Origin of the sequence: Blastococcus jejuensis, from assembly GCF_039534705.1 — a bacterium.
Lineage (GTDB): Bacteria > Actinomycetota > Actinomycetes > Mycobacteriales > Geodermatophilaceae > Blastococcus_B > Blastococcus_B jejuensis.
Genome location: NZ_BAAAVV010000003.1, coordinates 474412 through 501408 on the forward strand (window position 1 = coordinate 474412; position 26997 = coordinate 501408).

Annotated in this window: 25 protein-coding genes; 16 read left to right on the forward strand and 9 right to left on the reverse strand. The window is 72.9% G+C overall.

All coding sequences use genetic code 11. The features are described from left to right. Nucleotides 1–128: 128 nt before the first annotated feature. The 3 genes from ABD644_RS09380 to ABD644_RS09390 all read right to left on the reverse strand — a co-directional run bounded on the left by ABD644_RS09380 (nucleotide 129) and on the right by ABD644_RS09390 (nucleotide 2594). Nucleotides 129–926, reverse strand: coding sequence for an ABC transporter permease (locus ABD644_RS09380; RefSeq protein ID WP_344688549.1), 798 nt, complete (start codon nucleotides 924–926; stop codon nucleotides 129–131). 13 nt (nucleotides 927–939) lie between these two features. Then, nucleotides 940–1713 (reverse strand): ABC transporter permease, encoded by a 774-nt coding sequence (locus ABD644_RS09385; RefSeq protein WP_344688550.1) that lies wholly within the window; start codon nucleotides 1711–1713, stop codon nucleotides 940–942. 98 nt (nucleotides 1714–1811) lie between these two features. After that, nucleotides 1812–2594, reverse strand: coding sequence for an ABC transporter ATP-binding protein (locus tag ABD644_RS09390; RefSeq protein ID WP_344688552.1), 783 nt, complete (start codon nucleotides 2592–2594; stop codon nucleotides 1812–1814). A gap of 339 nt (nucleotides 2595–2933) precedes the next feature. Between ABD644_RS09390 and ABD644_RS09395 the strand changes: the two genes are divergently transcribed. The 4 genes from ABD644_RS09395 to ABD644_RS09410 all read left to right on the forward strand — a co-directional run bounded on the left by ABD644_RS09395 (nucleotide 2934) and on the right by ABD644_RS09410 (nucleotide 5642). Further along, entirely contained in the window at nucleotides 2934–3605 is a 672-nt protein-coding gene (locus tag ABD644_RS09395; protein WP_344688554.1) for a class II aldolase/adducin family protein, read from the forward strand. Between the two features lie 32 nt (nucleotides 3606–3637). After that, entirely contained in the window at nucleotides 3638–4027 is a 390-nt protein-coding gene (locus ABD644_RS09400) for an OsmC family protein (RefSeq protein ID WP_344688556.1), read from the forward strand. Between the two features lie 35 nt (nucleotides 4028–4062). Next, the gene (locus ABD644_RS09405; protein WP_344688558.1) at nucleotides 4063–5238 is read left to right on the forward strand and encodes an MFS transporter; all 1176 of its coding nucleotides are present in this window, start codon (nucleotides 4063–4065) and stop codon (nucleotides 5236–5238) included. Between the two features lie 80 nt (nucleotides 5239–5318). Then, complete coding sequence (locus tag ABD644_RS09410) at nucleotides 5319–5642, forward strand: PspC domain-containing protein (protein ID WP_344688559.1); 324 nt, start codon at nucleotides 5319–5321, stop codon at nucleotides 5640–5642. Between the two features lie 50 nt (nucleotides 5643–5692). On the opposite strand, the gene ABD644_RS09415 is transcribed toward ABD644_RS09410, so the two are convergent. Continuing rightward, entirely contained in the window at nucleotides 5693–6286 is a 594-nt protein-coding gene (locus ABD644_RS09415; RefSeq protein WP_344688561.1) for a TetR/AcrR family transcriptional regulator, read from the reverse strand. 116 nt (nucleotides 6287–6402) lie between these two features. Here ABD644_RS09415 and ABD644_RS09420 point away from each other — a divergent pair, with 116 nt between their 5' ends. From ABD644_RS09420 to ABD644_RS09450, 7 genes are all read left to right on the forward strand, one after another. After that, nucleotides 6403–8604, forward strand: coding sequence for an MMPL family transporter (locus ABD644_RS09420; protein ID WP_344688617.1), 2202 nt, complete (start codon nucleotides 6403–6405; stop codon nucleotides 8602–8604). Next, nucleotides 8601–9014, forward strand: coding sequence for a hypothetical protein (locus tag ABD644_RS09425; protein WP_344688563.1), 414 nt, complete (start codon nucleotides 8601–8603; stop codon nucleotides 9012–9014). The genes ABD644_RS09420 and ABD644_RS09425 overlap by 4 nt, the downstream gene beginning before the upstream one ends. Before the next feature lie 36 nt (nucleotides 9015–9050). After that, nucleotides 9051–10154: an FAD-dependent oxidoreductase gene (locus tag ABD644_RS09430; protein WP_344688565.1), complete on the forward strand. Its 1104-nt coding sequence runs from the start codon at nucleotides 9051–9053 to the stop codon at nucleotides 10152–10154. A gap of 49 nt (nucleotides 10155–10203) precedes the next feature. Continuing rightward, complete coding sequence (locus ABD644_RS09435; protein WP_344688566.1) at nucleotides 10204–13020, forward strand: cation-translocating P-type ATPase; 2817 nt, start codon at nucleotides 10204–10206, stop codon at nucleotides 13018–13020. Nucleotides 13021–13139: 119 nt separating this feature from the next. Continuing rightward, nucleotides 13140–14069 (forward strand): ABC transporter ATP-binding protein, encoded by a 930-nt coding sequence (locus ABD644_RS09440; RefSeq protein WP_344688567.1) that lies wholly within the window; start codon nucleotides 13140–13142, stop codon nucleotides 14067–14069. Next, nucleotides 14066–14887 carry an ABC transporter permease subunit gene (locus tag ABD644_RS09445; RefSeq protein ID WP_344688568.1) on the forward strand — a complete coding sequence of 274 codons (822 nt, stop codon included), beginning with the start codon at nucleotides 14066–14068 and terminating at the stop codon, nucleotides 14885–14887. The genes ABD644_RS09440 and ABD644_RS09445 overlap by 4 nt, the downstream gene beginning before the upstream one ends. Nucleotides 14888–14952: 65 nt before the next feature. Continuing rightward, entirely contained in the window at nucleotides 14953–15378 is a 426-nt protein-coding gene (locus ABD644_RS09450; protein WP_344688569.1) for a hypothetical protein, read from the forward strand. Here the strand turns inward: ABD644_RS09450 and ABD644_RS09455 are convergent. Next, the gene (locus ABD644_RS09455) at nucleotides 15300–16472 is read right to left on the reverse strand and encodes an MFS transporter (protein WP_344688570.1); all 1173 of its coding nucleotides are present in this window, start codon (nucleotides 16470–16472) and stop codon (nucleotides 15300–15302) included. The two genes, ABD644_RS09450 and ABD644_RS09455, sit on opposite strands and share 79 nt — an antisense overlap. A 71-nt stretch (nucleotides 16473–16543) precedes the next feature. Here ABD644_RS09455 and ABD644_RS09460 point away from each other — a divergent pair, with 71 nt between their 5' ends. After that, nucleotides 16544–17071 carry a DUF488 domain-containing protein gene (locus ABD644_RS09460; RefSeq protein WP_344688571.1) on the forward strand — a complete coding sequence of 176 codons (528 nt, stop codon included), beginning with the start codon at nucleotides 16544–16546 and terminating at the stop codon, nucleotides 17069–17071. A gap of 66 nt (nucleotides 17072–17137) precedes the next feature. Here the strand turns inward: ABD644_RS09460 and pruA are convergent, their stop codons facing one another. Together pruA and ABD644_RS09470 are read right to left on the reverse strand one after the other, a co-directional pair. Next, nucleotides 17138–18763 carry an L-glutamate gamma-semialdehyde dehydrogenase gene (gene pruA / locus ABD644_RS09465; RefSeq protein WP_344688572.1) on the reverse strand — a complete coding sequence of 542 codons (1626 nt, stop codon included), beginning with the start codon at nucleotides 18761–18763 and terminating at the stop codon, nucleotides 17138–17140. Between the two features lie 13 nt (nucleotides 18764–18776). Then, nucleotides 18777–19703: a proline dehydrogenase family protein gene (locus ABD644_RS09470; RefSeq protein WP_344688573.1), complete on the reverse strand. Its 927-nt coding sequence runs from the start codon at nucleotides 19701–19703 to the stop codon at nucleotides 18777–18779. Nucleotides 19704–19809: 106 nt separating this feature from the next. Here ABD644_RS09470 and ABD644_RS09475 point away from each other — a divergent pair, with 106 nt between their 5' ends. Continuing rightward, nucleotides 19810–20931, forward strand: coding sequence for a PucR family transcriptional regulator (locus ABD644_RS09475; RefSeq protein ID WP_344688574.1), 1122 nt, complete (start codon nucleotides 19810–19812; stop codon nucleotides 20929–20931). A gap of 15 nt (nucleotides 20932–20946) precedes the next feature. Further along, the gene (locus ABD644_RS09480) at nucleotides 20947–21570 is read left to right on the forward strand and encodes a biliverdin-producing heme oxygenase (RefSeq protein WP_344688576.1); all 624 of its coding nucleotides are present in this window, start codon (nucleotides 20947–20949) and stop codon (nucleotides 21568–21570) included. On the opposite strand, the gene ABD644_RS09485 is transcribed toward ABD644_RS09480, so the two are convergent. Both ABD644_RS09485 and ABD644_RS09490 read right to left on the reverse strand, forming a co-directional pair. Next, nucleotides 21571–21882 carry a hypothetical protein gene (locus ABD644_RS09485; protein ID WP_344688578.1) on the reverse strand — a complete coding sequence of 104 codons (312 nt, stop codon included), beginning with the start codon at nucleotides 21880–21882 and terminating at the stop codon, nucleotides 21571–21573. A 114-nt stretch (nucleotides 21883–21996) separates the two neighbouring features. Continuing rightward, the gene (locus tag ABD644_RS09490; protein WP_344688580.1) at nucleotides 21997–22857 is read right to left on the reverse strand and encodes a polysaccharide deacetylase family protein; all 861 of its coding nucleotides are present in this window, start codon (nucleotides 22855–22857) and stop codon (nucleotides 21997–21999) included. Between the two features lie 276 nt (nucleotides 22858–23133). Here ABD644_RS09490 and ABD644_RS09495 point away from each other — a divergent pair, with 276 nt between their 5' ends. Together ABD644_RS09495 and ABD644_RS09500 are read left to right on the forward strand one after the other, a co-directional pair. Then, on the forward strand, nucleotides 23134–24915 hold the full coding sequence (locus ABD644_RS09495; protein WP_344688582.1) for a S8 family serine peptidase: 1782 nt from the start codon (nucleotides 23134–23136) through the stop codon (nucleotides 24913–24915). A gap of 286 nt (nucleotides 24916–25201) precedes the next feature. Further along, nucleotides 25202–26971 (forward strand): S8 family serine peptidase, encoded by a 1770-nt coding sequence (locus ABD644_RS09500; RefSeq protein ID WP_344688584.1) that lies wholly within the window; start codon nucleotides 25202–25204, stop codon nucleotides 26969–26971. The last annotated feature ends 26 nt before the right edge of the window (nucleotides 26972–26997 follow it).

Genomic DNA, 26997 nt, shown 5'->3' on the forward strand with positions numbered 1-26997 from the left:
CCTACTCCCAGCCGGAGCCGGGAGCTTCGGTGGCGCTCGGTACGCCGGGACGTTCTCGGGAATGCGCGCGAGGTGTGCACGGGTCTCCTTCTCGGGTTGGTGGATCGATCGGGCCGTTCGGGAACGGGCTAGATGGCCACCTGCGTGCGCCAGGGCGCCAGCCGTCGCTCGAGGCGGTCGACGACGGCGACGATGACCAGCGCGGCGAGCACGATGAAGACGAGCAGGGCGTAGAGCAGAGCCACGTTGAAGCGCTGGCCGGCCATGACGATCACGAAGCCGATGCCCTGGGACCCGCCGAACATCTCCGAGACGACGACCGCGGCCAGGGCCCTGGTCATGCCCTGCTTGAAGCCGCTGACGATGTAGGGCAGCGCGTGCGGCAGCACGATCATCACGTAGCGGTGGCGCCACTTGGCTCCGAACACCTTGCCTGCGGTCAGCAGCGTCCGGTCCACCGTCTTCACCCCGGCGAGACCGTTGATGATCATGGGGAAGACCGCGCTGATGAAGATCAGGATCAGCTTCGACATCTCGGAGAAGCCGAAGATCAGGATCAGCAACGGCAGCCAGGCGATGCGCGGCACGGACGACATACCCCAGATGTAGGGGCTCAGCAGGCGGTAGAAGAGCCGGTTGCTCCCCGCGGCGAGGCCCAACGGAACACCGATCACGATGGCGAGCAGGACGCCGATCGCGAAGTTGCGGGCGCTGTAGCCCAGGTGCCCCCACAGGTCGCCGCGGGAGAACTCGTCCACCAGCGCCGTCCACATCCGGGTGGGTTCCGGGAGGAAGAGGGAGCTGACCACGCCCGACCGGGCGAACAGCTCCCAGCCCACGAAGAAGAGCGTCAGGTTGACGACCGTGAACAGGGTCCAGAAGACCCGCTCACCGAGCCGGCGCCGGAGCCGTGCGACGGCGCCCATCAGAAGAGTTCCATCAGATGCCGTCCAGGGTCTGCCAGGGGGCGACTCGCGCTTCGAGCCGGCGCATGATCTCCACGAACGTCAGGGAGATCACGACGAGGAGGATCAGCACGCCGTACAGCAGGGGGGCGTTGAAGGACTCCTGCGCACGGACCATGAGGTAGCCCAGGCCCTGCCGGGTCGCGAACATCTCGGCGACGACCAGCCCGATGAGCGCCTGGGACATCCCCTGGTTGACGCCGCTGATCACGAAGGGCGCCGCGCTGGGGAGGACGACGCGGCTGTACAGCTGCCGCTTCTTCGCACCGAAGACCTGCCCGGCGGTGAGCAGCGACTTGTCGACCGTCTTCACGCCGGCCATGCAGTTGATCATGATCGGGAAGACCGCACTGAGGACGATCAGGCTGATCTTCGCCGCGTCCGTGAAACCCAGCATCAGCACCAGGAGCGGCACGAGTGCCACGCTCGGCATCGAGGCGAGCGCCCAGACGTAGGGGCTGACCAGCGCGTCCACGTACCGGTTGGCCCCCATCACCAGGCCGAGCGGGATGGCGATGAGACAGGACAACCCCAGACCGATGGTGAAGTTCTGGAAGCTCGACCCGATGTGCACCCAGAGGAAACCGGTGCTGAACCCCTCCCAGAGTTCGGCGAAGACGGCCGTCGGCGCCGGGAAGAACAGGTCGCTGAGCACTCCTGCCGAGGCGAGCCACTGCCACAGCAGCAGGAAGGTCCCGACGTTCGCGACGCTGAACAACCACGGCGCGCGGCGCCACGCTCCCGCCATCCGGCTCCGTAGACCGCCGGGCGCTGGAGGAGTGGACGGGTCGTCGGTCGCTCTCCCCCGGGCCACCGTGGCGGCAGATGACACTGCCGTCCGGGCACTCATGCGGCCGGCCCGGACTGTTCGTGCGCCCCGAGAGCCTCACCCTTGAGCAGGTTCCAGGTGTACTCCCGCAGACGGGCGTACTCCGCACTGCCGCGCACGGCGTCGTCCATCCGCGGCCGTGGCAGCGGCACGTCGACGACCTCGAGGACGGTCCCCGGCCGATGGGAGACGACGACCACCCGGTCGGCGAGGGTGATCGCCTCGTCGATGGAGTGGGTGATCAGGACGACGGTCTGGCCAGTGGCGGCGAGAATCCGCTCGAGTTCGCCCTGCATCGCCTCGCGGGTCATGGCGTCCACGGCGCCGAAGGGCTCGTCGGCCAGCAGGATCGCGGGCTCGCCGACGAGCGCGCGGGCGATCCCGACACGCTGCTGCATGCCGCCGGACAGTTGGTACGGGTAGCGCTTCTCGAACCCGCGCAGGCCGACCAGGTCGATGAACCGCTCGATCCGGGCGTCCGCCTCCGACTTGCTCAGCTTCCTGCCCTGGAACTCGAGTCCGAACCGGATGTTGGCCACGACGGTGCGCCACGGCATCAGCGCGTAGTTCTGGAAGACCATCGCCCGGTCCGGCCCGGGCCCGACGACGGGCTTCCCGCCGACGCGCACCTCCCCCTGGCAGGGCTTGACGATCCCCGCGATGGTGCTGATCAACGTCGTCTTGCCACAACCGGACGGACCGACCACGGCGATGAACTCGCCGGCGCGGATCTCCAGATCGACGTCCCGGAGCGCCACGAAACGGCCGGCACCACCGTCGGTCTCGTACGCCACGGTCATGCCGGAGATGCTCACGAGAGGGGCACCGCCGGCCGTGGGACGACCTGTCGCCGACTCGGGATCACTCGTCCGCTGGTCACTCATCGCGATGCCGGCTCCTCGCTCACGGTGCAATCGGTTGCTGCACGCTAGGGGTGATGCGCATCACGGTCAAGAAGGAAGTCCGGTCATTCTCGAAGCTCGTTGATCAGCACAATCACCGCATCGATTTGGTCGAGTTAGTGTCGTTGACCAACCACTTGATCAGCCCTAGGGTCCTGTTTCGCAAACGTTTGTTTCCCTGTCGGTGACCCCGTTCGGTCCTGTTCCAGGACCCAGCGGGCCGTCCAAGGAGCTGAGATGGTCGACCGCGGAGCCAGTCAGGAAGTCGTCGGTATCGCCGAGACGCTGCTGTCGCGGGAGGTGCTCTCCCGCAGCCTGCACGGCAACATCTCGGTGCGACTTCCCGACGGCGAACGTCTGGTCATGACCGGCAGTTCGCTCGTGGGCCTGAGCGAGGACGACCTGGCAACCGTCGACCTCGACGGCCAGGTCCTCGACGGCCACATGGCGCCGACCGAGCGAGAGATCGTGCTGATGCACGCCGCGATCTACCGGGAGCGCCCGGACGTCACGTGCATCGTGCACACCCATTCGCCGTACGCGACGACGTTCGCGGTGGCCGGCCGTCCCCTGCCACTGGTGGCGGAGAGCCTGGCGCGCTGGGGCGTGACCGATCCGATCCCGGTGGCCCGGTGGGCTCCCCGCGGGTCGGACGACGCGGTCGGCTTCATCCTGGACGCCGTCCGGACCAGCGACACGACGCCGGCCGTGCTGCTGGAGAGCCACGGGATCCTGGCGTGGGGCGGCAGCAGCAACGAGGCCCTACGCCGGACGATCGCCATCGAGGAGAACGCCCAGCTCGCCGTTCTGGCGCAGGCCCTCGGCGGCCCGAAGGAGCTCACCCCCGACATGGCGCGTGCCGCCGTCGCGCGCAAGGACGCGTTCAGCGGGACCACCGGCCAGCGCTGACCCGCCCAGCCGCCTACCGGAAGAGGGAGACCATGCAGGTTCAGGTGCAGCAGGTGCAGGGGCATCGACTCGAGGTGACGAACGGAACCGCGGTCGCGGTCGTGGATGGTCAGTCCGGCACCGGCGAGTCCTTCCGCTCGGTGGAGCTGCTGCTCGCGTCGCTGGGGTCCTGCATGATCGGGACGATGCTGACCGAGGCCGAGAAGCAGGGCATCGAGGTGTCCGACGTGCGCGTGCAGCTGCGGCCCGTCGTGACGATGGCACCGGAGCGGGTCTCGCGGATCCGGATGACGATGACGTTCAAGGGCAAGGTCGACGACGTGCAGCTGAAGATCCTCACCGAGGCCGCCGAGTCGTGCAAGGTGCACAACAGCCTGCACAACGGCGTCGCGACGAGTCTGGAGATCGTCCCCGAGTCGTAGGAACTCCGCGCAGGTCTGCGAGTAGCGTCCGCCGGGTGCGGCAGGCGGGGGTCCGACGGAACCCTGCCCGCCGCCACCTCGACGCCCTCACCCTCGGCCTGTTCACCGTGGCGCTGGGCACGAACATCCCGACCCCTCTGCTGCTGATCTACCGCCGCACCCTGGGCCTGTCCGATTCCGACCTGACGGCGATCTTCGGGTGCTACGCGATCGGTCTGATCGCCGCCCTCACGGTGTCCGGGGCGGCATCGGACCGGTTCGGCCGCCGGGCGCTCGTCCTCCCCTTCGCCGTCCTCGCCGGTCTGGTGTCGCTGCTGTTCATCCCGGCCGTGAACTCGCTCCCCCTGCTCTACGCGGGCCGGCTGCTGCAGGGGGTCGTCTCCGGCGTCGTGTTCTCGGTCGCCAACGCCTGGCTGCAGGAGCTGGCCGGACCGGACGGGCAGCGGTCCGCGGCGACCCGGGGTGCGGTGTCGACCTCGCTCGGCTTCGCGATCGCCCCGGCCATGAGCGGCGTCCTCGCGCAGTACGGCCCCGCGCCGACGACGCTGCCCTACCTCGTGCACGTCGCCGTCCTGGTCGTCGGTCTCGGGGCGCTGCTCGCCGTCCCCGAGACCGTGCACGAGCGGCGGCCGGGCCGGCTGATGCACCTCGGACTTCCACCGGAGGCACGGCGACCTTTCTGGGCCGTGCTGGCCCCGACCGCCGTCGGCGTCTTCGCGTTCCCGGCGGTGGCGGCGACCCTGCTCCCGCTGCTCGTCGTGCCCGACGGTGTCGGCGTCGCCTACGCCGGCCTGATCGGCGGGGTGTCGCTGGCGGCCAGCGCCGTGGCCGCCCGGCTGGGGCGGCGGTCCGATCGTGGCGCCGCGCCGCTCGGGATGGCGCTCGGCGCCGCGGGCTACGCCCTCGGCGTGGTGGCCATCGTGGCGACGTCGGAGCCGCTGCTGCTGCCCTCGGCAGCGCTGCTGGGCGCCGGTGGCGGGCTGTGCCTGACCGCCGGGCTCACCCTGACCGCCCGGCTGGCCCCGCCGCACACCCGCGGCGCGATGAACAGCGCCTTCTACGCGTTCGCCTACGCCGGATTCGGCACTCCCCTGCTGCTGGCGTCGCTCGGGTCGACCTTCGGCACCGTCCCCGCCATGTCGGCCTTCCTGGTCGTGCCGGTCGCCCTCACCGCCTGGCTCGCCGTCGAACTGCGCCGGGTCGGGCGCTGACACCCCGAGTCGCAAGACCAGGGACGGATCCGGGTGTTCCCCGATGGTTCCCGGCCCCCGCCCCGCGCAGGCTTGCTGCCATGACCTCCGCACCGATCCCCGGCCCGCCCCTCGACCAGCCCCGCAGCCCGTCCGCCCGGCCACCCCTGCTGCGCAGCGGCACCGACCGCATGGCCGGCGGCGTCTGCGGCGGCCTCGCCGACTACAGCGGCATCGACTCGCTGCTCTGGCGGGTCGGATTCGTGGCGCTGACCCTCGCCGGCGGTGCCGGCATCGTCGTGTACCTGCTGCTGTGGGTGCTCATGCCGTCGGCCCCGCTCGCACCGGGCGAGCAGCCCAGCGCCGCCGAGCAGCTGGTCGGCCGCCTGCACGGCGCGGTCTCCCGCCCCCGCTCCACCAGCTGACCGTCGAGGGCCCCTATCCGGCGAGGAACGGGGCCCTCAGGGCGGAGTGATCACGAACGCGCGCGCCCACGCCGCGCGCCCAGGCCGTCGAACAGCGTCGCGGGCACCAGGTCCGTGGCCTCCTGGACGGTCACCACTCCCGCGGCGGCCGCACGCACAGCGCTCATCAGGAGACCGGCCAGCACGACGGCGACCCAGCCGGGGTCGACCGTCGGCTCGAATTCCCCCTCGGCAATGCCCCGACCGACCAGGTGGACGAGGGGCTGCAGCACCTCGTTCCGGGCCGATACGAAGGCCGGGTCGTTGTCCGCCCCCTCGGCCAGCAGGATCCGGAACCTCATGCCCAGGGGAACGAGCACCGCTGCCGCGCGCGAGATGCCTTCCCGCGCTCCGCATCCCTCCAGCCCCGCGCCGGCGAGCGCGGCGGCCGCCCGCGCCAGCGCCTCCTCGCGGATGGCCGAGCGCAGCGACTCCCTGCTCTCGAAGTGCCGGTACAGGGTCGCGCGGCCTACCCCCGCCCTGGTCGCGACCTCGGCCAGCGAGGCCGAGGGCTCGACGGCGAGCACGTCGACGGCCGCTTCCAGGATCGCACCCCGGTTGCGCAGCGCATCGGCGCGCAGCGGGTCGGCGTCGGCGCTCCCCATACCGGTGAACGTACCGCGCCGAACGACCCCACGAGTGCTAATCTGAGACATCGTTGTCTCAGTTACTACGTGGGAGTGAGCCCGATGAACCCCTCGCCGATCGCCTGCGAGGCGTGATGCTGCGCCTGTTGGCCACCTTCTCGGTCCGTCACCGGTGGCTCGTCATCGCGACGTGGCTGCTGCTCGTCGTGGGCGCCACCCTGGCGGGTCAGACCTACGGCGGTTCGTTCACCAACGACCTCTCGGTCCAGGGCGCCGACTCCCAGGCCGCCTACGACGCCCTGGCGGAGAAGTTCCCGGAGGTGTCCGGCGACGGCATGCAGGTCGTGCTCCACGACGACGGCGGCGTGGACAGCCCGGCGGTCCGGCAAGCGGTCGACTCCGCGCTCGAGACCGTCCGCGACCAGAGCGGCGTCGCCTCGGCCCAGTCACCCTTCGGACCGGGACCCACGATGGTGTCCGACGACGGGACGACGGCCGTGGCGACCGTGCGGTTCACCGAGCGGGCCGCGGATCTCGACCAGAGCCAGATCCAGGAAGCCCAGTCCGCCTTCGCCGCCGTCGAGGGCTCCGGCGTGCAGGTCGAGTTCGGCGGTCCCGCGCTCAGCGGTGAGTCCGGTCCGTCCGGCAGCGAGGCGATCGGGCTGGCCGCCGCGGTGCTCGTCCTCCTCGTCGCCTTCGGCTCGGTCTTCGCCATGCTGGTGCCGCTGCTCACCGCGGTGCTGGCGCTCGGGCTCGGGCTCGGGGCGATCCACCTGCTCGCCGGGTCGATCTCCGTCGGCACGGCCGGGCCGGTCGTCGCGGCGATGATCGGGCTCGGTGTCGGGATCGACTACGCCCTGCTGGTCGTGACCCGGCACCGCGAGGGTCTGGCTGCCGGACACCGGGCGACGGACTCCATCCCGATCGCGCTGGCCATCGCCGGCCGTTCGGTGCTGGTGGCCGGCACGACCGTCGTCATCGCCATCCTGTCGCTGTACCTCATCGGCATCCCGTTCGTGGCCACCCTGGGCCTGGCCAGCGCGATCACGGTCAGCGCGACCCTCCTGGCCGCGGTCACCCTGCTTCCCGCGCTGCTCGCCGTCTTCGGCGACCGGCTGGACCGCTTCCGGGTGCGCCGCCCCCGGCGGGACGGCGGCCATCGCACCAGCGGCTGGCACCGCTGGACCCGCCACGTCCAACGACGTCCCCTCCCCTACCTCCTCGCCTCGGTCGCCCTGCTCGTCGCGCTGGCGGTCCCCCTGCTCGACCTGCGACTCGGCACGGCCGACGACGGCTCGGCTCCCACGGGCAGTACTGAGCGCCAGGCCTTCGACCTGATCGACGAGCACTTCGGCCCCGGCTGGACCGGACCGCTCGTGGTCACCGCCGAGTACGGCGAGGCGGGAGCTTCCGCCCTGCAGGAGGCCACGGCACTGCGCGACGAGCTGGCCGCCACCCCCGGGGTCGCCGCGGTGCCTCCGCCCGCGATGAACGATGCCGGCGACACCGCCGTCCTCACGGTCGTCCCCGCGGCCTCCCCCGACGACGAGCTGACCGAGGATCTCGTCCACCGGCTCCGGGCCGACGCGGCCGGCGACCGGTCGGGGCAGGAGTCGGGTGAGGTGCACGTCGGCGGGCCGACCGCGACGTCGATCGACCTCGCCGACCGGCTCGGCGAACGCATGGGCTGGTTCATGGCTTTCGTCGTCGGCCTGAGCTTCCTGCTCCTGCTCGTGGAGTTCCGCTCGGTCTTCGTGCCGATCAAGGCCGCGCTGATGAATCTGCTGTCGGTCGGGGCCGCCTACGGTGCAGTGGTCGCGGTCTTCCAGTGGGGATGGCTGGCCGACGTGTTCGGCGCCGAACCGGGGCCGATCGAGTCCTTCGCCCCGATGATGCTCTTCGCCGTCCTCTTCGGCCTGTCCATGGACTACGAGGTGTTCCTGCTCAGCCGGGTCCGTGAGGAGTACCTGCGCACCGGCGACGCGGGGGCGGCCGTCGCGGACGGGGTCGCGGCCACCGCCCGGGTCATCACCGCCGCCGCTGCGGTCATGGTCGTCGTCTTCTCCAGCTTCCTGCTCAACGACGAGCGCGTGGTCAACCTGTTCGGGTTCGGCCTGGCCGTGGCGATCGCCATCGACGCGACCCTCGTGCGGTTGGTGCTCGTGCCGGCCCTGATGGCACTCGCCGGGCGTCGCGCCTGGTACCTGCCTCGGTGGCTGGACCGGCTCCTTCCCGGCGCGGGCGCCCCCCGACCGGCCGGGGCCCGGGCCATGGCCGTCCCGACGGGGACGCCGGAGCCGGTCACGGCAGCGCAGGAGACGGGGGCGCGGCCGTGACCTGCGGGATCGAGGTGCCCCGGCGGGCCCACGAGCAGCTCCGCCTGGGGCTGATGACGGCGGGCAGCCGGATGCTCGCGGCCGACGGCGACGCCGACTTCCGGGAGGCCCATGCCGCGCTCGCGGCGTTCTGCGCGTCGGAGCTGGTGCCGCACCTGGAGGCCGACGAGCGGTGGCTCGTCCGGGCCGGCAGCTGCCCTGAGGCCCGTCTGCTGGCCACGGCGATGCGCGCCGAGGCCCGCGCCCTCACCGCTGCCGTCGGGGAGCTGGCGGCCGCCACCGACCCGTGCGGGGCGGCCGCGGCCGCCCGCGTGGTGCACGCCCTGCTGTCGGCGCACATCAACCACACCGGCCTCCTGGCCGAGGCGATCGGACCGGCCGGCAACCGGCCCCGGCAGCGCTCCGTCTGACCGGAAGAAGCGCCCGGAACCCGGTGTTGCCCGGTCGTGAGCGCACCGCACGACACCGCCGGACGCGAGACCGAGGTCGTCGTCATCGGCGCCGGTCAGGCCGGGCTGAGCACGGCCTGGGCGCTGGCGAGGCAGGGCTTCGCCCCCGGGACCGGCTTCGTCGTGCTCGACGCGGAGCCACGGCCGGGCGGCGCGTGGCAGCACCGCTGGCCCTCCCTCACGGTCGGCACCACCCACCGCGTCCACGACCTGCCCGGCCTCCCCCTCGCACCGGCGGACGACGGCCTGCGCGTCCGCGAGGTGGTGCCGGCCTACTTCGCCGACTACGAGCGGGCCTTCGACCTGCCGGTCCACCGCCCGGTCCGGGTGAGCGCCGTCTCCCGTACCGGCGACGACCGCTTCCTGGTCCGCACCGACTCGGGCGACTGGCTCGCCGACGCCGTCGTCAACGCCACGGGCACGTGGACCCGCCCCTTCGTGCCGCGCTATCCCGGCCAGGAGCTGTTCCGCGGCCGCCAGCTGCACACCGTCGACTACCGCGACGCCGGCGAGTTCGCCGGCCGGCACGTCGTGGTCGTCGGCGGCGGCGCCTCGGCCACCCAGCTGCTCGGTGAGATCTCGCAGGTCACCTCGACGACCTGGGTGACCCGCCGGCCGCCGGTGTGGCGGGAGGGCCCGTTCGACGAGGACGCCGGGCGCCGGGCGGTCGCGATGGTCGAGGAGGCCGTCCGCGAGGGCCGGCGACCCGGCAGCGTCGTCGGGGTGACGGGGCTGCTCGTCTCGACGCCCTACATCGCCGACGGCCTGCGGCGCGGCGTCCTCGAGCGGCTGCCGATGTTCGACCGGATCACCGAGGACGGCGTGGCGTGGGCCGACGGGAGTTCCGTCCGCGCCGACGTCATCCTGTGGGCCACCGGCTTCCGCGCCGCCGTCGGCCACCTCGCGCCGCTGCACCTGCGGCAGCCCGGGGGCGGCATCCGCATGGACGGCACCCACGTCGCCGGTGAGCCCCGGCTGCACCTGGTCGGGTACGGCCCCTCGGCGAGCACGATCGGCGCCAACCGCGCCGGGCAGGCAGCGGCCCGGCAGCTGCGTCGGCTGCTGCACCCCGCCGCCGGCGCGCGCAGCGCCGCGGCCTGACCCGGCCCCTGGATAGCCTGGCCGTCCCGTCCGGACCAGGAGCTCGCCGATGGCCCCCGCCGACCCGTCCCTGATGGACGCCGGCGCCGTCGTCGACCTCGTGCGGGGTGACCCCGCCCGTGGCCTGACGGCCGGCGAGGTGGCCCGCCGGCTGGAGGCGACCGGGCCCAACGAGATCGCCGGGGCCGAACCCGAGCCCACCTGGCGCCGGATCGTCGAGCAGTTCCGCGACCCGTTGAGCTACCTGCTGTTCGCGGCGATCGTCGTCTCGCTCGCCGCCTGGGCCGTCGAGGGTGCCGCCGGGGTGCCCTTCGACGCCATGGTGATCGCGGTGATCGTCGTCCTCAACGCCGTTCTCGGATACGTGCAGCAGGCCAGGGCTGAGCACGCGGTGGAGGCGCTGCAGCGGATGAGCGCGACGACGGCGACCGTGATCCGCGACGGCGCGACGCAGCGGGTGCCCACCCGGGACCTCGTGCCCGGCGACCTGCTGCTCCTCGCCGAGGGCGACACCGTCGCCGCCGACGCGCGGCTGCTGTCGGCCGCCACGCTCGAGGTGTCCGAGGCCTCCCTCACCGGCGAGAGCGAGCCGGTGCTGAAGGACGCCCGCCCCCTGCCCGCCCCGGCGCCCCTCGGCGACCGGCTCAACATGGTCTTCAACGGCACGGCGGTCAGCCGCGGCGTGGGCCGGGCAGTGGTCACCACCACCGGCATGGGCACGCAGATGGGGCGGATCGCCGGCCTGCTGCACGCCACGCAGGAGGACCCGACCCCGCTCCAGCGGGAGATCGCCCTGGTCGGCCGAAAGCTCGGGATCGCGGTGGTCCTGATCGCCGTCGTCGTCATGGCGACGGTGTTCCTCTCCTTCGGCGTCGACACCCTGGACGACGTCGTGACGGCGCTGCTGCTCGGAGTCTCGCTGGCCGTGGCCGCCGTCCCCGAGGGCCTGCCCACCGTCCTGTCCGTCGTCCTCGCCCTGGGCGTCCAGCGCATGGCCCGGCACAACGCGATCGTCAAGAAGCTCTCGTCGGTCGAGACGCTGGGCTCGGCGTCGGTGATCTGCTCCGACAAGACCGGCACCCTCACCCGGGGCGAGATGACGATCGGTCGCGTGGTCACCGCCTCCGGGGAGGTCACGGTGAGCGGCGCCGGCTACCGCCCCGACGGCCGGGTCGAGCACGACGGGGCCCTGCTCGAACCGGGCAGCGCGTTGTGGCGCGAGACGGCGGCGGTGCTCGGCGGGGGCAGCCTGGCCAACGACGCCACCCTGACCGAGGTCGACGGCGAGTGGACGATCCAGGGCGACCCCACCGAGGCCGCATTCCTGGTCGCCGAGCGCAAGCTGGCCATCCACCAGCGGCGCCTCGACCGGTTCGACCGCGTCGGCGAGATCCCCTTCACCTCCGAGCGCAAGCTCATGACCAGCCTCGAGGCCGACCTCGACCGGGCCGGGAAGCTCGCCGTCGTCACCAAGGGCGCCCCCGACGTGCTGCTCCGCCGCTGCGCCTTCCATCTGGTCGGCGCCGAGGTCCTGCCGCTGGACGACGACCGGCGCCGGCGGATCGTCGACGACGTCGAGCGGCTCTCCGACCAGGCGTTCCGCACGCTCGCCGTCGCGTACCGGGCCCTGGAGACCACCACCGCCCCGGAGCTCGACGAGTCGCTCGAGCAGGACCTCGTCTACTGCGGGATGGTCGGCATCCTCGACCCGCCCCGACCGGAGGCCGCGGTCGCCATCGCCGAGGCCCGCCGGGCCGGCGTCCGCGTCATGATGATCACCGGCGACCACCCGCGCACCGCGGCGCGGATCGCGCGCGACCTCGGCATCCTCGACGGGGCGGGAGCGCCCGCGGCGGCCGCGGTGTCGGGGACCGAGCTCGACGCGCTCGACGAGGACGGCTTCCGTGCGACCGTCCGGCGGCGGTCGGTCTACGCCCGGGTCACCCCCGAGCACAAGCTGCGCATCGTCGACGCGCTGCAGGCCGACGGCCAGGTGGTCGCGATGACCGGCGACGGCGTCAACGACGCGCCGGCCCTCAAGTCGGCCGACATCGGCATCGCGATGGGCCGCACCGGCACCGAGGTGACGAAGGAAGCGGCGAAGATGGTCCTCGCCGACGACGACTTCGCCACGATCGTGCGGGCGGTCCGCGAGGGGCGCGACATCTTCGACAACATCAGGAAATTCCTGCGCTACCTGCTGTCGTCGAACATGGGCGAGGTCCTCACCGTCTTCCTGGGCGTGATCCTGGCCGGCGTCCTCGGGCTGTCGTCGGGCGACGGCGCCATCGTGCTGCCCCTGCTCGCGACGCAGATCCTGTGGATCAACCTGCTCACCGACAGCGCCCCGGCGCTCGCGATGGGGGTCGACACGGAGACCGAGGACGTGATGAACCGGCCACCGCGCGCGCTCTCCGACCGCGTGATCGACGCGCGGATGTGGCGGGGCGTCCTGCTGATCGGCCTGGTCATGGCCCTCGCCACGCTGGCCACCATCGACCTCTACCTGCCCGGCGGCCTGCTCGACGGGGCGGAGGACCTCGACAACGCGCGCACTGCCGGGTTCACGGTGCTCGTCCTCGCCCAGCTCTTCAACGCCTTCAACGCCCGCTCGGAGACCGGCACCGCCGTCCACCGGCTGCTGGCCAACCCGTGGCTGTGGGGCGCCGTCGGGGTGTCGGCGGCACTCCAGGTCGCCGTCGTCCACGTGCCGTTCCTCGGCCGCGCGTTCGGCACGGCGCCGCTGTCGGCCGGCCAGTGGCTGGTCTGCGTGGCCATGGCCAGCTCGGTGCTGTGGGTCGGCGAGATCCGCAAGGCCGTCCTCCGCCGGCACGACCGCGTCCGTGCGGTGCCGGCTCCGGCCTGACCCCGAGCGAACCACCAGGACTTCTCAGGGTCGGATCAGGGCGCTCCCCGATGGTTCCGGGACCGCCCGGCCGACAGGCTCGTCGGCATGACCTCCCCGCACGTCCTCAGGGCTCTCGCATGATCGCCGCCCGCGGACTCACCAAGACCTACGGGCCGAAGAAGGCCGTCGACGGCATCGACTTCACCGTCGAGCCCGGCCGGGTGACCGGCTTCCTCGGCCCGAACGGCGCCGGCAAGTCCACGACCATGCGCATGGTCCTGGGCCTCGACCGCCCCACCGCCGGCAGCGTCACCGTCAACGGCCACCGCTACCAGGACTCGGCGGCCCCGCTGCGCGAGGTCGGCGCGCTCCTCGAAGCGCGGGCGCTGCACCCGGGGCGCTCCGCCCGCGACCACCTGCGCTGGCTCGCGGTCAGCAACGGCATCCCAGCCCGGCGGGTCGACCACGTGCTCGACCTCGTCGGGCTGGAGGGCGTCGCCGGCCAGCGGGTCGGCAAGTTCTCCCTCGGCATGGGCCAGCGGCTCGGGATCGCAGTCGCGCTGCTGGGCGACCCGCCGGTGGTCGTGCTCGACGAGCCGGTCAACGGGCTGGACCCCGAGGGCATCCGCTGGGTGCGGAACCTGGCCCGCGAGCTGGCCGCCGGCGGGCGCACCGTCTTCATCTCCAGCCACCTCATGTCCGAGATGGCCCTGACCGCCGACCACCTGCTCGTCATCGGGCGCGGCCGGATCCTCGCCGACTGCTCGACGTCGGACTTCATCGCCGAGCACGCCGCCTCCTACGTGCGCGTGCGCAGCCCGCAACCCGGCGACGTCGCCGACCTGCTGCTCCGGCAGGGCCTCGACGTCACCCGGCACGAGGACGACGAGCTGCGCGTGCAGGGCCTGGACGCCGCGGCGATCGGCGAACTGGTCGGCAAGAGCGGCCTGTTCCTGCACGAGCTCACCCTCGTGCGGTCCTCGCTCGAGGACGCCTTCATGACCTTGACCGCCGACAGCGTCGAGTACTCAGCAACGACCACCACGACCGCAGGGACCGCCCGATGACCGGCACCACCGTCGCCCTCGACCCGAACCGGAACGTCCCCGGCGTCACGCAGCCGGGCTTCTCGAACACCGTGCGCGCGGAGTGGATCAAGTTCTGGTCGGTCCGCTCGACCATCTGGTCCGTCGTCGCGATGGTCGTGCTGGGGGCTGGGCTGACCGCCCTGGTCACGGGCACCAGCGCCGAATGGCTGGCCAGCGGGGAGGCCGACGAGTCCCCGGCCGCCTTCCTCACCTGGGGGATGATGTTCGCCCAGATCACCGCCATCGTGCTGGGCACGCTGGTCGTGACCAGCGAGTACGGCACGGGCATGATCCGCGCGACCCTCGCGGCCACCCCGCGGCGCGGTGCCGTGCTGGCGGCCAAGGCGCTGGTGCTCACCACCACCCTCTTCGTGGCCGGCACCGCGACCGCGTTCGCCGGCTACTTCGCCGGCAACGCCTTCCTCGACGCCCACGGCATCGGGATCCCGCTCGACGCCGACGGGGTGCTGCGCGCCCTGTTCGGCAGCGGGCTCTACATGGCCGGCCTGGGGCTGCTCGCCGCCGCCGTCGGGCTGCTCGTCCGGCACACCGCCGCCGCGCTGTCGATCGTGCTCGCGCTCGTCTTCGTCGTCGGCACGATGGTGTTCCTGCTCCCCGGCGCGTGGGGCGAGTGGATCGGCAAGCTCATGCCGGGCAACGCCGGCTCCCCCGTCACCGCGGTGGTGTCGTTCAACCCCCAGGTGCTCGAGCCCTGGCCCGGGTTCGCGGTGTTCACCGCCGAGGTCGCCGCGGTGCTCGTGGTCGCCTGGATCGCCTTCCGCCGCCGCGACGCCTGACCGGTCGGGGCCGGTTCCCCGGGGGCCCTCGGGGGACCGGCCCGCCCGCCAGGGAGAGTAGGAGCGTGACCTCTCCCGATCCGGCGGCACTCGGTCGCCGCCGCGCCGAGCACTTCCTCGCCCTCCTGGACGGCGACGCAGCCGCCGCCGACACGCTCCTCGCCGGCCTGACCGAGGTGCGCGACCTGGTGTTCCTCGGGGCGGGACTCACCGCGATCGCCCGCGCCGAGTCCCGCACCCTCCCGCCGGCGCAGCGCGCGCAGGCCAACACCCGGCAGGTCCGGCTGGGCGAGCTGCGCGACGCGAACCGCAGCGACCCGGACGGCCTGCGGAGCTGGCTGCGCCGGGCGGGTGAGGAGATCCGGCTCCTGCGCTCGCAGCAGGTCGTCGCCGACCGCGTGCACGCCGCCGATCAGGAGTGGACCGCGCTCCGGGCCGCCGCGGAGGCCAGCGGGACGGACGCGACCAGCACCGCGGCGACGAGCACGTAGGTCCAGGGCAGCCCGATCCCGGCGGCGGCCAGGCCGAGCCCCAGCGCACCGGTCGCCGTGCCGGCGTCGAACGAGGCGTTCCACATCGCGCTCGCCGCCGTCGTCCCGCCGGCCCCGGCGCGGGCGAACGCCGCGAGCAGGGTGAGGTTCTGCGCCGCGCCGAACCCGGCGCCGAACACCGCCGCCCCGGCCAGGATCCAGGCCGACCCGGCCACGAGGCCCAGCGCGGTGACCACGAGGCCGACCGCCGAGACGCCCAGGGCCAGCGGCAGCAGCACCCGGCTGCCCCCGAGCCGGTCGGCCATCAGCCCCGACCGCCAGCGGGTGACCGCCCCGGTGATGCCGAACAGCAGCAGCGCCGTCGTCGCCAGGGCGCCGTCGGGCCGTTCGATGGGCAGGAAGGTGACCACCCCGCCGCCGGCCATGGTGACGACGAAGAGCACGAGGGAGGGGACGACGGCGGCGCGCGCGGCCGCCCGGCCCGTCCCGGCCGGACCGGCCGGCTCCTGCGGGCCGAGCGAGCGGACCAGCATCGGCACCAGCAGGAGACCCAGCAGCGGCGACGCCGACAGCCAGGCCAGCCACCCGACGTGGCCGTCGAGCACGAGGGCCACCCCCGCGGGGACGGCGATCAGGTTGGGCACCGCGATCGCCAGGCCGTAGAGCCCGATCGACTCCCCGCGCCGTCCGGGGGGCGCCACCTGCGCGGCCAGCATCGCGCCGAGCACCGTGAGGACGGCGAAGCCCGCGCCGCGCACCGCGGACAGCGCCGCGATCCAGCCGACGCCGTCGTCGAGGACGTAGAACGGCGACGGCGCGCCCATCGCGACCAGCCCGCCGGCCAGCACCGGTCCGAGTCCGAACCGCGCGGTGAGCGCCGGGACCGTCGCCTGCACGGCGATGGTGACGACGAGGAAGACCGCGGTCACGACGCCCGCCGTGCTCTCCCCCGCTCCCCCCGCGACCGCGTAGGCCGGCAGCGACGCGAGCGTCAGGCAGTAGCTGGCGAAGCCGAGGACCGTGACCCCGATCAGCGCCTGCATCCCCCGCGAGCGCCACAAGGAGACCCGCACCTCCACCGTTCCCCCTGCCACGCCGCTCCCCCTCGTCCGGTCCGACCGTCCAGCATGCAGGAGGACCGTCGTCGGCAGGGTATGCAGGCGGGATGGCACTGATCACGGTGGGTCACGGACCTCAGGACCGCGCCGCGCTCGCCGCCCTGCTGGGCGGTGCCGCCGTCGACGTCGTGGTCGACGTGCGGCGGTTCCCGGGCAGCCGCGCGCACCCCGATCTCCGCCGGGAAACCCTGGAGGAGTGGCTTCCCGCCGCCGGCATCGGCTACCGCTGGGAGGAACGGCTCGGCGGGCGCCGCCGGCTACCGCCCGGCGAACCCGTCGAGGACGCCTGGTGGACCGTCGCCCAGTTCGCCGCCTACGCCGCGCACACCCGGACGCCCGAGTTCCGCGCGGCGTTCGACGAGGTCCTCGTCGAGGCGGACGCCGCGACGGTCGCGGTGATGTGCAGCGAGAGCGTGTGGTGGCGCTGCCACCGCCGGTTGATCGCGGACGTCGCCGTCCTCGGCCGGGGCGTGCCGGTGCACCACCTCATGCCCGGCGGCAGGCTGACCGAGCACCGCCCGTCGGAGGGCGCGGTGCTCGGCACCGACGGCCAGGTCCACTGGCCCGCCCCCTGACCAGATCTGCACACTGGCCCCCTTCAGGCGGCTGAAGTGGGCCAGTGTGCAGATCTCGCCGAAGGCTTATGCCTGGTGGGGGTAGCGGTGGTCGGTCGGCGGGACGAACGTCTCCTTGATCACCCGGGTGCTCGTCCAGCGCATCAGGTTCTGCGCGGCGCCGGCCTTGTCGTTGGTGCCCGAGGCCCGGGCCCCGCCGAAGGGCTGCTGCCCGACGACGGCGCCGGTCGGCTTGTCGTTGACGTAGAAGTTGCCCGCTGCGAAGCGCAGGAACTGCTGCGCATGGGCGATGGCGGCGCGGTCCTGCGCGATCACCGAGCCGGTCAGCGCGTACGGCGCCACCGACTCCATCTGGGCGAGCACCGCCTCGTAGTCCGCGTCGTCGTAGACGTGGACCGCGAGCACCGGGCCGAAGTACTCGGTGGTGAAGACGTCGTGCGCCGGGTCGGTGCCCTCGATGATCGTCGGCCGGACGAAGAAGCCCTCGGAGTCGTCGGCGGTGCCCCCGGCGATCACGGTGAGCGCGTCGTCGTCCTGCGCGCGGTCGAGCACGCCCGACAGCTTCGAGAACGACTTCCGGTCGATGACGGCGCCCATGAAGTTCGACAGGTCGGTGACGTCACCCATCGACAGCGACTCCGTGGTGGCGACCAGGTCGTCCTTCAGCCGCGACCAGACGCTGCGCGGCACGTAGGCCCGCGACGCCGCCGAGCACTTCTGCCCCTGGAACTCGAACGCGCCGCGGACCAGCGCCGTGCGCAGCACGTCGACGTCGGCGGAGGCGTGCGCGACGACGAAGTCCTTGCCGCCGGTCTCGCCGACGATCCGCGGGTAGCCGCGGTAGCGGCCGATGTTCTCGCCCACCGTCCGCCACAGGTCCTGGAAGACGGCGGTGGACCCGGTGAAGTGGATCCCGGCCAGGTCGGGCGAGGCCAGCAGCACGTCGGAGACGTCGATGCCGTGGCCGGTCACCAGGTTGATGACGCCCGGCGGCAGGCCAGCCTCCTCGAGCAGCCGCATCAGGAAGTGGGCGGCGAACTGCTGGGTCGGCGCCGGCTTCCAGACGACGGTGTTGCCCATCAGCGCCGGCGCGGTGGGCAGGTTGCCGGCGATCGCGGTGAAGTTGAAGGGGGTGATCGCGTAGACGAAGCCCTCGAGCGGCCGGTGGTCGATGCGGTTCCAGATGCCCGGGCTGGAGACCGGCTGTTCCTCGAGGATCTGCCGCGCGAAGTGGACGTTGTAGCGCCAGAAGTCGATCAGCTCGCAGGCGCTGTCGATCTCGGCCTGGGTCGCGGTCTTGCTCTGGCCCAGCATCGTCGCGGCGTTGAGCGTCTGCCGCCACGGCCCGGCGAGCAGGTCCGCGGCCTTGAGGAACACCGCGGCGCGGTCGTCGAAGGACAGGTCCCGCCAGGCCGGCGCCGCCTCGGTGGCCGAGCGCACGGCGTCCTGGGCGTCGGCGTGGGTGGCGTGCGCCGACGTGCCGAGCACCGCGGCGTGCCGGTGCGGCTGGACGACGTCGAACCGGGCGCCGCGCGCCATCCGCTGCCGCCCGCCGATGGTGCTGGTCAGCTCGACCTGCTCCTTGGCGAGCTCGGCCAGCCGCGTCTGGAGCGCGGTCCGCTCGGCCGAGCCCGGCGCGTAGGTGAGCACCGGCTCGTTGCGCGGGGCCGGGACCCGGGTGATGCCGTCCATGGAAAGACCTCTCTCAGGACTTCGTGACGAGCGAGCGGAGGAAGAAGCGCACGTTGGCCGGTCGCTCGGCCAGCCGGCGCATGAAGTAGGCGTACCAGTCGACCCCGTAGGGCACGTAGGCGCGCACCCGGGTGCCCGCGGCCGCGAGCCGGCGCTGCTCGTCGGGGCGGATGCCGTAGAGCATCTGCACCTCCCACGAGTCGGCCGGCCGCGAGTTCTGGGCGGCCAGCTCGTGCGCCCGCTGCACGATCACCGGGTCGTGCGAGCCGACCATCGGGTACCCGGGGCCGGCCATGAGGATCTCCAGGCACCGCAGGTAGGCGGCGTCGACGTCCTTGCTCCTCTGGAAGGCCACGTCGGCCGGCTCGTCGTAGGCGCCCTTGACGAGCCGCACCCGCGACCCGCTCACGGCCAGCGCCTTGGCGTCGTCCTCGGTGCGGAAGAGCATCGCCTGGAGGACCGCGCCGGTGCCGGGGTGCTCCTTGCGGAGCTCGGCGAGAGCCGCGAGCGTCGACTCGACGGTGCGGTGGTCCTCCATGTCGAGGGTGACCGTGGTGCCGATCGCCGTCGCCGCCTCGACCACCGGCCGGACCAGCTCCAGGGCGACGTCGTGACCGCCGTGAAGCGCCTGGCCGAACGCCGACAGCTTGACCGAGACCTCCGCCGCCGGGCCGAGACCCAGCGGGGCGAGCCCGTCGAGCAGGGTCAGGTAGGCATCGCGGCTGCGCACGGCCTCGCTGCGGTCGGTGATGTCCTCCCCGAGGTGGTCCAGGGTCACCTGGACGCCGTCGGCGTGCAGGGCCCGGACGGCGGCGAGCGCGTCGTCGCGCGTCTCGCCGGCGACGAAGCGGTCGACGACGCGGCGGGTGGCCGGGTTGCCGACGACCGCGCGGCGCAGGCCGGGCCGGCGGGACGCGGCGAGGAGAGCCTTCTGGAGCACACCCCGGACGGTAGGCAGCCTCCCCCCTCCGGGCCAGGGACAGATGTCAGAACCTCGGTCCGTGCTCTCATACACCTGTACAAACACGCGGACGGGAGGGACGGCGGTGCGCAACGACCTGCAGGAGCTCGTCGACGACGTGTCCCGCCTGCTCTCCGCACCGGCCACGCTCGAGGACGCCGAGTTCACGCTGCTGGCGTTCTGCGCCCACGACGACAGCGCAGCCGGGGCGATGGACACGGTGCGGGCGCGCTCGATCCTCACGCGCGGTTCCCCGGCGTCGACCCGCCGCTGGTTCGAGGAGTTCGGCATCGCCTCCGCCGAAGGGCCGCTCCGGACGCCGGCCGACCCCGAGGCCGGGATCCTCACCCGGCTGATGCTGCCGGTGCGCCACGGGGGCCGGACCCACGGCTACCTCTGGCTGCTCGACGGCGGCCGGATCGATCCCACCGACACGTCGGACGCCGACCTGGCCGCGGCGACGGAGCTCGCCGCCGAGGCGGGCCGCCTGCTGGCCGAGCAGGCCGCGGCCGAACCCGACCTCGGTCGGCCGCTGGCCGCGGCACTGACCGGATCCCCGTCGGCCCGGACGACGGCGGAGCGCGCGCTGGCCGCGGCCCTCGGCGCGGACACCGCCCAGGTGCTCCTCGCGCTCACCCCCGGCGGGTCCGGCCTGCCGGTGGACTGGCAGCTGCCCGCCGCCGGGGCCATCGCCACCGTCGTCGACGGCGCGGTCGCCGTCCTGCTGCCCCTCCCCGGGCCGGCCGACCTCCGGCCCGCCGGGGCCGTGGCGGCCGCGACCCTGGCCGCACTCCCCGCGGGCAGCGCCGCCGGGATCTCCCGGGTACGGCGCGGCACCGGCGAGCTCGCGCAGCAGTGGACCGAGGCCCGCACGGCCGCCCGGGTCGCGACCGCCGTGCCGCGCTTCTCGCCGGTGGCGCACTGGGCCGAGCTCGGCGCCTGGCGCCTGGTGAGTCGCCTGGAGGGTCCCGATCCGGTTGTCGCCCCCCTGCTGGCCGACCCGGCGCTCCGCGATACCGCTGAGGTGTTCCTCGACTGCGCGGGCAGCGCCTCGCGGGCCGCGGAGCAGCTGCGGGTGCACCGGCAGACGCTGTACTACCGGCTGAGCCGGATCACCGAGCTCACCGGCCTCGACCTCGCCGACGGCGAGGCGCGGCTGCTCCTGCACGCCTCGCTGAAGGCGGCCCGACTCCCTGCGGAGAGCTGACCTACCCTCGGCGGAATGGCTGCGGCAGGAGGTTCGCCGTCCGAGGGGACCGGTGACGACGTCCTCCGGATGCTGCGCACGGGGACGGCGGACGAGCACGAGGACGTCGAGCGCACGCTCGATCTGATGGATCCCGGGCTCGAGCGGGCCAGGCTCGCGCACGTCCTGGACCGGTTGCACGGGTTCTGGACCGCCGCCGAGGCAGGCCTCGATGCCTGGGCCGAGCGCCACCCCGCCGACGCCCGGGAGCTGACCTGGTCCCGCCGCCGTCGCGCGGACCTGTTCGCGGACGACCTGCACGCCCTCGGCGCGCCGGGCAGCGACGACCTCCCCCGCCTGCCGGCCGTGGGCGCGACCGAGGCGGCACTGGGGCGCATGTACGTGCTCGAGGGCTCCACGCTCGGCGGCACGTTCATCGACCGGCACCTGGCGTCGCTCCCCCAGCTGGCCGATGTCCGGCTGCGCGCCTTCTCCCCCTACGGCGCGCAGACCGGCGCGATGTGGCACGCCTTCCGCGGCGCCACCCGCGCCAAGGTTGCCGCGGGCGCGGACCCGGCGGCCGTGGTGGCGGCCGCACGCGAGACGTTCGCCGTCCTCGCCGCCTGGTGCCGCACCCCGCTGCCGTCCGTGCCGGGCTGATTACTCCTCTTCGAACTCCGGGGCGGTGAAGGTCGGCGTCAGGCCGTCGTCGGGAACGCCTCCCGTCCCCGGCAGGGGGCCTTCGTCCTCCGCCGCGCGGACCATGGCCAGCGTCTCCTCGATCGACGGCTCGCGGGAACTGCGCGCGTCGCGCTCGAGCGCGGCCAGCAGGCGCTCCTCGTCGGGAGCGAGGTCGCCGGGGCCCAGGTGCCCCCCGGGCTCGCCGGCGTCGCTGCCCGACGCCATCGCGCTGTCCCCGTCGTCGAACAGCGGGGTGTCGGGGTCCGTTCCGTCGCGACCGATCATGCTCATGCCCTGTCCTCGCGGGTGTGCGGGGTGCTCATCCCGGCCTCCGTCGCCCTCGGCACCGCCCCCTCGGGGCCTTGCCGACAGCCTTGCGGAGATCGTCCACCGGCGCAGCCCGGATCAGGAGGCGGCGCCCGTCCCGGTCGCGCGGGCGCCGCGCAACCGGGACGCCGGGGTGGCCCAGACGTCGGCCAGCGTCACGGTCTGGAGGTTGCGCTCGGCGAGCAGACCCACCAGATCGCCGTACAGGCCGGTGACGGTCCGGTGGTTCGCGTGGCCGACCACGATCCGCTGCGCGGTGAACCAGTCGCGGGCCGACGCCATGAGCTCGGCCGGCGTGAGCACGCGGGAATCGCCGAGCGTGCCGTCCCACAGGGCGATCGTGGGGTGGCCGAGATCGGCGGCGATGCGGTCGGTGCGCTCGTCGCGCGCGCCGTAGGGCGGGCGGAAGAACGGGCTGTCCCGCACCCCGAAGGTCCGGGCGAGGAAGTCGCGGTTGCGGCGGATCTGCTCGGCGACCTCGGCGTCGGCGAGCGTGGTCAGGTCGGGATGGGACCAGGTGTGGTTGCCCAGCGCCACCTGGCCGGAGTCGACCAGCGGCCGGAGGGCCCGTGCGTTGTCCTCCCACGAGCGGTACCGCCCGTTCGGGAAGAAGGTCAGCCGGACGCCGGTGTCCGCGGCGAAGGCGGTGAACGCCGCCACCACGTCGGTGTTCGTGCCGTCGTCGATGGTCAGGGCCAGGGACGTGCCCTCCCCGGGCAGGCCGCTCACCACGCCGACGGGGGGCGGCAGGGGCGCGGGTCCTGGGCGCACGCGGGAGGCCGGGCGTGCCTCCCCCACCGGCGCGAGCCGCGGGGCCGTGCCGGGAGTTTCGAGGTCCGTGGCGGTGACGTCGGTGTCGGCGAGGTCGGCCGCGCCGTGCCCGATCGCGGCGCCCGCGAGCCCGGCGGCCAGGGCGAGGAGGAACCGGCGGCGGTCCATGCCGACCGACGCTAGGAGGGCCGCCGCAGCGGCCCCGGCAGCGTCCCGCCGACGCGCCGAACCCGTTCGGACCGCTACCGGCCAGTAACGATCAGTCATCACGATCGTGACGGAGCGCAGTATTCGACTGACGAAGCGTTGTGAACGCCCTCTCACTCAGTAGGGGGGACGTGACTCACGGCTATGTACCTCACTCGTCAAGCACCTCACACTCCGTACCGAACCCATCACGTACACGGAAGTGCGGATCTCAGGTTTCACAAGGAGGTGCACGGAATGAGCAGCAACCAGAGGGGTCCCACCCTGGTCGCGCCGAGCTACGGCGTGACCTGGGGCGGTCTCCCCATGTTCGCGAAGCGGGCCATGACCGTCGGTGTGGCCACGCTCGTGGCCGCCGGCGTCGCCGGCCCGGCCAGCGCCGCGACGACGGCGCAGCCGTCGTCGGCCGACCTGGTGTCGGTGATCGTCCGCGAGCTCGACGGCGCCGGCAACGCGCCGGAACGCGCCATCGAGGGCTACGGCGGCGAGGTCGGGCGCGCGCTCGACATCATCAACGCGTTCACCGCGGAGGTGCCGGTCGACCGGCTCGACGCGCTGCGCGCGGTGCCGGGTGTCGAGTCCGTCACCGAGGACGCCGGCCTGGAGCTCTCCAGCGTCGACGTCGAGGAGCAGGCGGCCCAGGCCGGCTCGCTCTACACGATCGCCAATGAGGTCACCGGCGCGTCCGACATGTGGGACGCCGGGTACACCGGCCGTGGTGTCGACGTGGCGGTCATCGACTCGGGCATCGTCCCGGTCGACGGCTTCCAGACGCGGGGCAAGGTCGTCTACGGCCCGGACCTGACGCTCGAGTCGAACTCCCCCGCGAAGAACAAGGACACCTACGGGCACGGGACCCACATGGCCGGCATCATCGCCGGCCGGGACTCCTCCGCCTCGACGCTGAGCGGGAACTCGTCGGACTTCGTCGGCATGGCGCCGGACGCCCGGATCGTCAGCATCAAGGTCGCTGACAGCAAGGGCCAGACCGACGTCTCGCAGGCCATCGCGGCCATCGACTGGGTCGTCCACAACCGCAACAAGAACGGCATGAACATCCGCGTGATGAACATGTCGTTCGGCACCGACGGTGTCCAGGACTACCTGCTCGACCCGCTGGCGTACGCCGCCGAGCAGGCCTGGCACAAGGGCATCGTCGTCGTCGTCGCCGTCGGCAACGAGGGCTTCGGCACGGGCAAGGTCAACAACCCGGCCTACGACCCGTACCTGCTCGCCGTCGGCAGTGCCACGACCAACGGCACCGCCACCACCGAGGACGACGTCGTCTCGCCGTTCTCGAACGACGGTGACGGCACGCGCAACCCTGACCTCCTGGCGCCCGGCGCCGGCGTGGTCAGCCTGCGCAGCGCGGGGTCGAACCTGGACACCACGTACCCGGCGGCTCGCGTCGGGGAGCGGTTCTTCCGTGGTAGCGGCACCTCGCAGGCCGCCGCGGTGGTCTCGGGTGCTGCGGCGCTGCTCATCTCGCAGCGTCCGTCGCTCACCCCCGACCAGGTGAAGGCGCTGCTCATGCAGTCGGCGTCGCTGCTGCCCAACGCCGAAGCCAGCGGTCAGGGCTCGGGGCTGCTCAACCTCACCAGCGCCAAGGACGCGCCGACCCCGGCCGCGGACAAGGTGAAGCAGAGCCACAAGGTCTCGACCGGTGTGGGTTCTCTGGAGGCCTCGCGTGGTTCGGTGCACGTCACCGTCGGTGGCCGCACCGTCCGCGGTGAGGTCGACGTCCGCGGTCGTTCCTTCGACGCCCGCACCTGGGCGGCCGGCATGCGCAACCAGGCCAACTGGAACGGCATGACGTGGTCGGGCATGACCTGGTCCGGCATGACGTGGTCGGGCATGACCTGGTCCGGCATGACGTGGTCGGGCATGACCTGGTCCGGCATGACGTGGTCGGGCATGACCTGGAGCGGCATGACGTGGTCGGGCATGACCTGGAGCGGCATGACGTGGTCGGGCATGACCTGGTCCGGCATGACGTGGTCCGGAGGTGAGTGGGCCTAGCCCACCCACGACGAGCTCGGGCAGCGGTCGGGACCTTCCCCTCCGGCCGCTGCCCGCAGCCCGTCACCGCACGCACACGAGCAACACGAAGCGGAGCGCTCGCGGCCATGCCCCTGCCGCGAGCGCTCCGAGTCGTCTGCGCAGCTCCCCACACCCTCACCCGGGCGGGTGGCCACGGACCGAAACCGTCAAGTACCACGCTGCCGGCGCCGATTTGGGTCGTGCACAAGCAATCGGTTCTGCACAGGGACGTGCAGACCTCAGCTCACACAAGGAGGTGCACGGAATGAGCAGCAACCAGCGGGGACCCGACCTGGACGCGCCGAACTACGGCGTGACCTGGGGCGGCCTCCCCATGTACGCGAAGCGGGCCATGACCGTCGGTGTGGCCACGCTCGTGGCCGCCGGCGTCGCCGGCCCGGCCAGCGCCGCGACGACGGCCCAGCCGTCCTCGGCCGACCTGGTGTCGGTGATCGTCCGCGAGCTCGACGGCGCCGGCAACGCGCCGGAGCGCGCCGTCGAGGGCTACGGCGGCGAGGTCGGGCGCGCGCTCGGCATCATCAACGGGTTCACCGCGGAGGTGCCGGTCGACCGGCTCGACGCGTTGCGCTCGGTGCCGGGCGTGGAGTCGGTGACCGAGGACGCCGGACTCGCTCTGCAGAGCGCCGACGTGGAGTCGCAGGCGGCCCAGGCCGGTTCGCTCTTCACGCTGGCCAACGAGGTCGCCGGTGCATCGGCTCTCTGGGATGCGGGCTACACCGGCCGCGGCGTCGACGTGGCCGTCGTCGACTCGGGCATCGTCCCGGTCGACGGCCTGTCCGGCTCCGGCAAGATCGTCTATGGCCCGGACCTCACCATGGAGGCCAACGGCTCGGCGAAGAACCTGGACACCTACGGGCACGGGACGAACATGTCCGGCATCATCGCCGGTCGCGACTCGTCCGCCACCTCGGTGAGCGGGAACTCGTCGGACTTCGTCGGCATGGCGCCGGACGCCCGCATCGTCAGCATCAAGGTCGCTGACGCCAACGGTCAGACCGACGTCTCGCAGGCCATCGCGGCCATCGACTGGGTCGTCCAGAACAAGGCCAAGAACGGTCTGAACATCCGGGTGCTGAACATGTCGTTCGGCACCGACGGTGTCCAGGACTACCTGCTCGACCCGCTGGCCTTCGCAGCCGAGCAGGCCTGGCACAAGGGCATCGTCGTCGTCGTCGCCGTCGGCAACGAGGGCTTCGGCACGGGCAAGGTCAACAACCCGGCCTACGACCCCTACTTGATCGCCGTCGGCAGCGCCACCACCAACGGCACCGCCACCACCGCCGACGACGTCGTGTCGCCCTTCTCCAACGACGGTGACGGCACCCGCAACCCCGACATCCTGGCGCCCGGCGCCAGCGTGGTCAGCCTGCGCGCTCCTGGTTCCTACCTGGACCAGCAGTTCCCGGCTGCCCGCGTCGGGGAGCGGCTGTTCCGCGGTAGCGGCACCTCCCAGGCCGCTGCGGTGGTCTCGGGGGCCGCGGCGCTGCTCATCTCGCAGCGTCCCGGGATCACTCCGGACCAGGTGAAGGCATTGCTCATGGACACGGCCCAGCCGTTGCCCAACGCCGGCGCCACCGCCCAGGGCGAGGGTCTGATCGACCTGCGCACCGCCAAGAACACCGCGACTCCGGTCGCAGACCAGACGTTCGCGCTCTCCACCGGTGTGGGCTCGCTCGAGCTCTCCCGTGGATCCGTGCACGTCAAGGTGGGCGGTGTGGAGGTCCGCGGCGAGGTCGACGCTCGTGGTCGAGCGTTCGACTCGCGTGCCTTCGCCGAGGGCCTGCGCAACGGCGGCAACTGGCGTCAGACCCTCACCGGGATGACGTGGTCGGGCATGACCTGGTCCGGCATGACCTGGTCCGGCATGACCTGGTCCGGCATGACCTGGTCCGGCATGACCTGGTCCGGCATGACCTGGTCCGGCATGACCTGGTCCGGCATGACCTGGTCCGGCATGACCTGGTCGGGCATGACCTGGTCGGGCATGACCTGGTCCGGTCGCGACTGGGCGTAAGCCCCACCCAGAGCGGCGGCGGACAG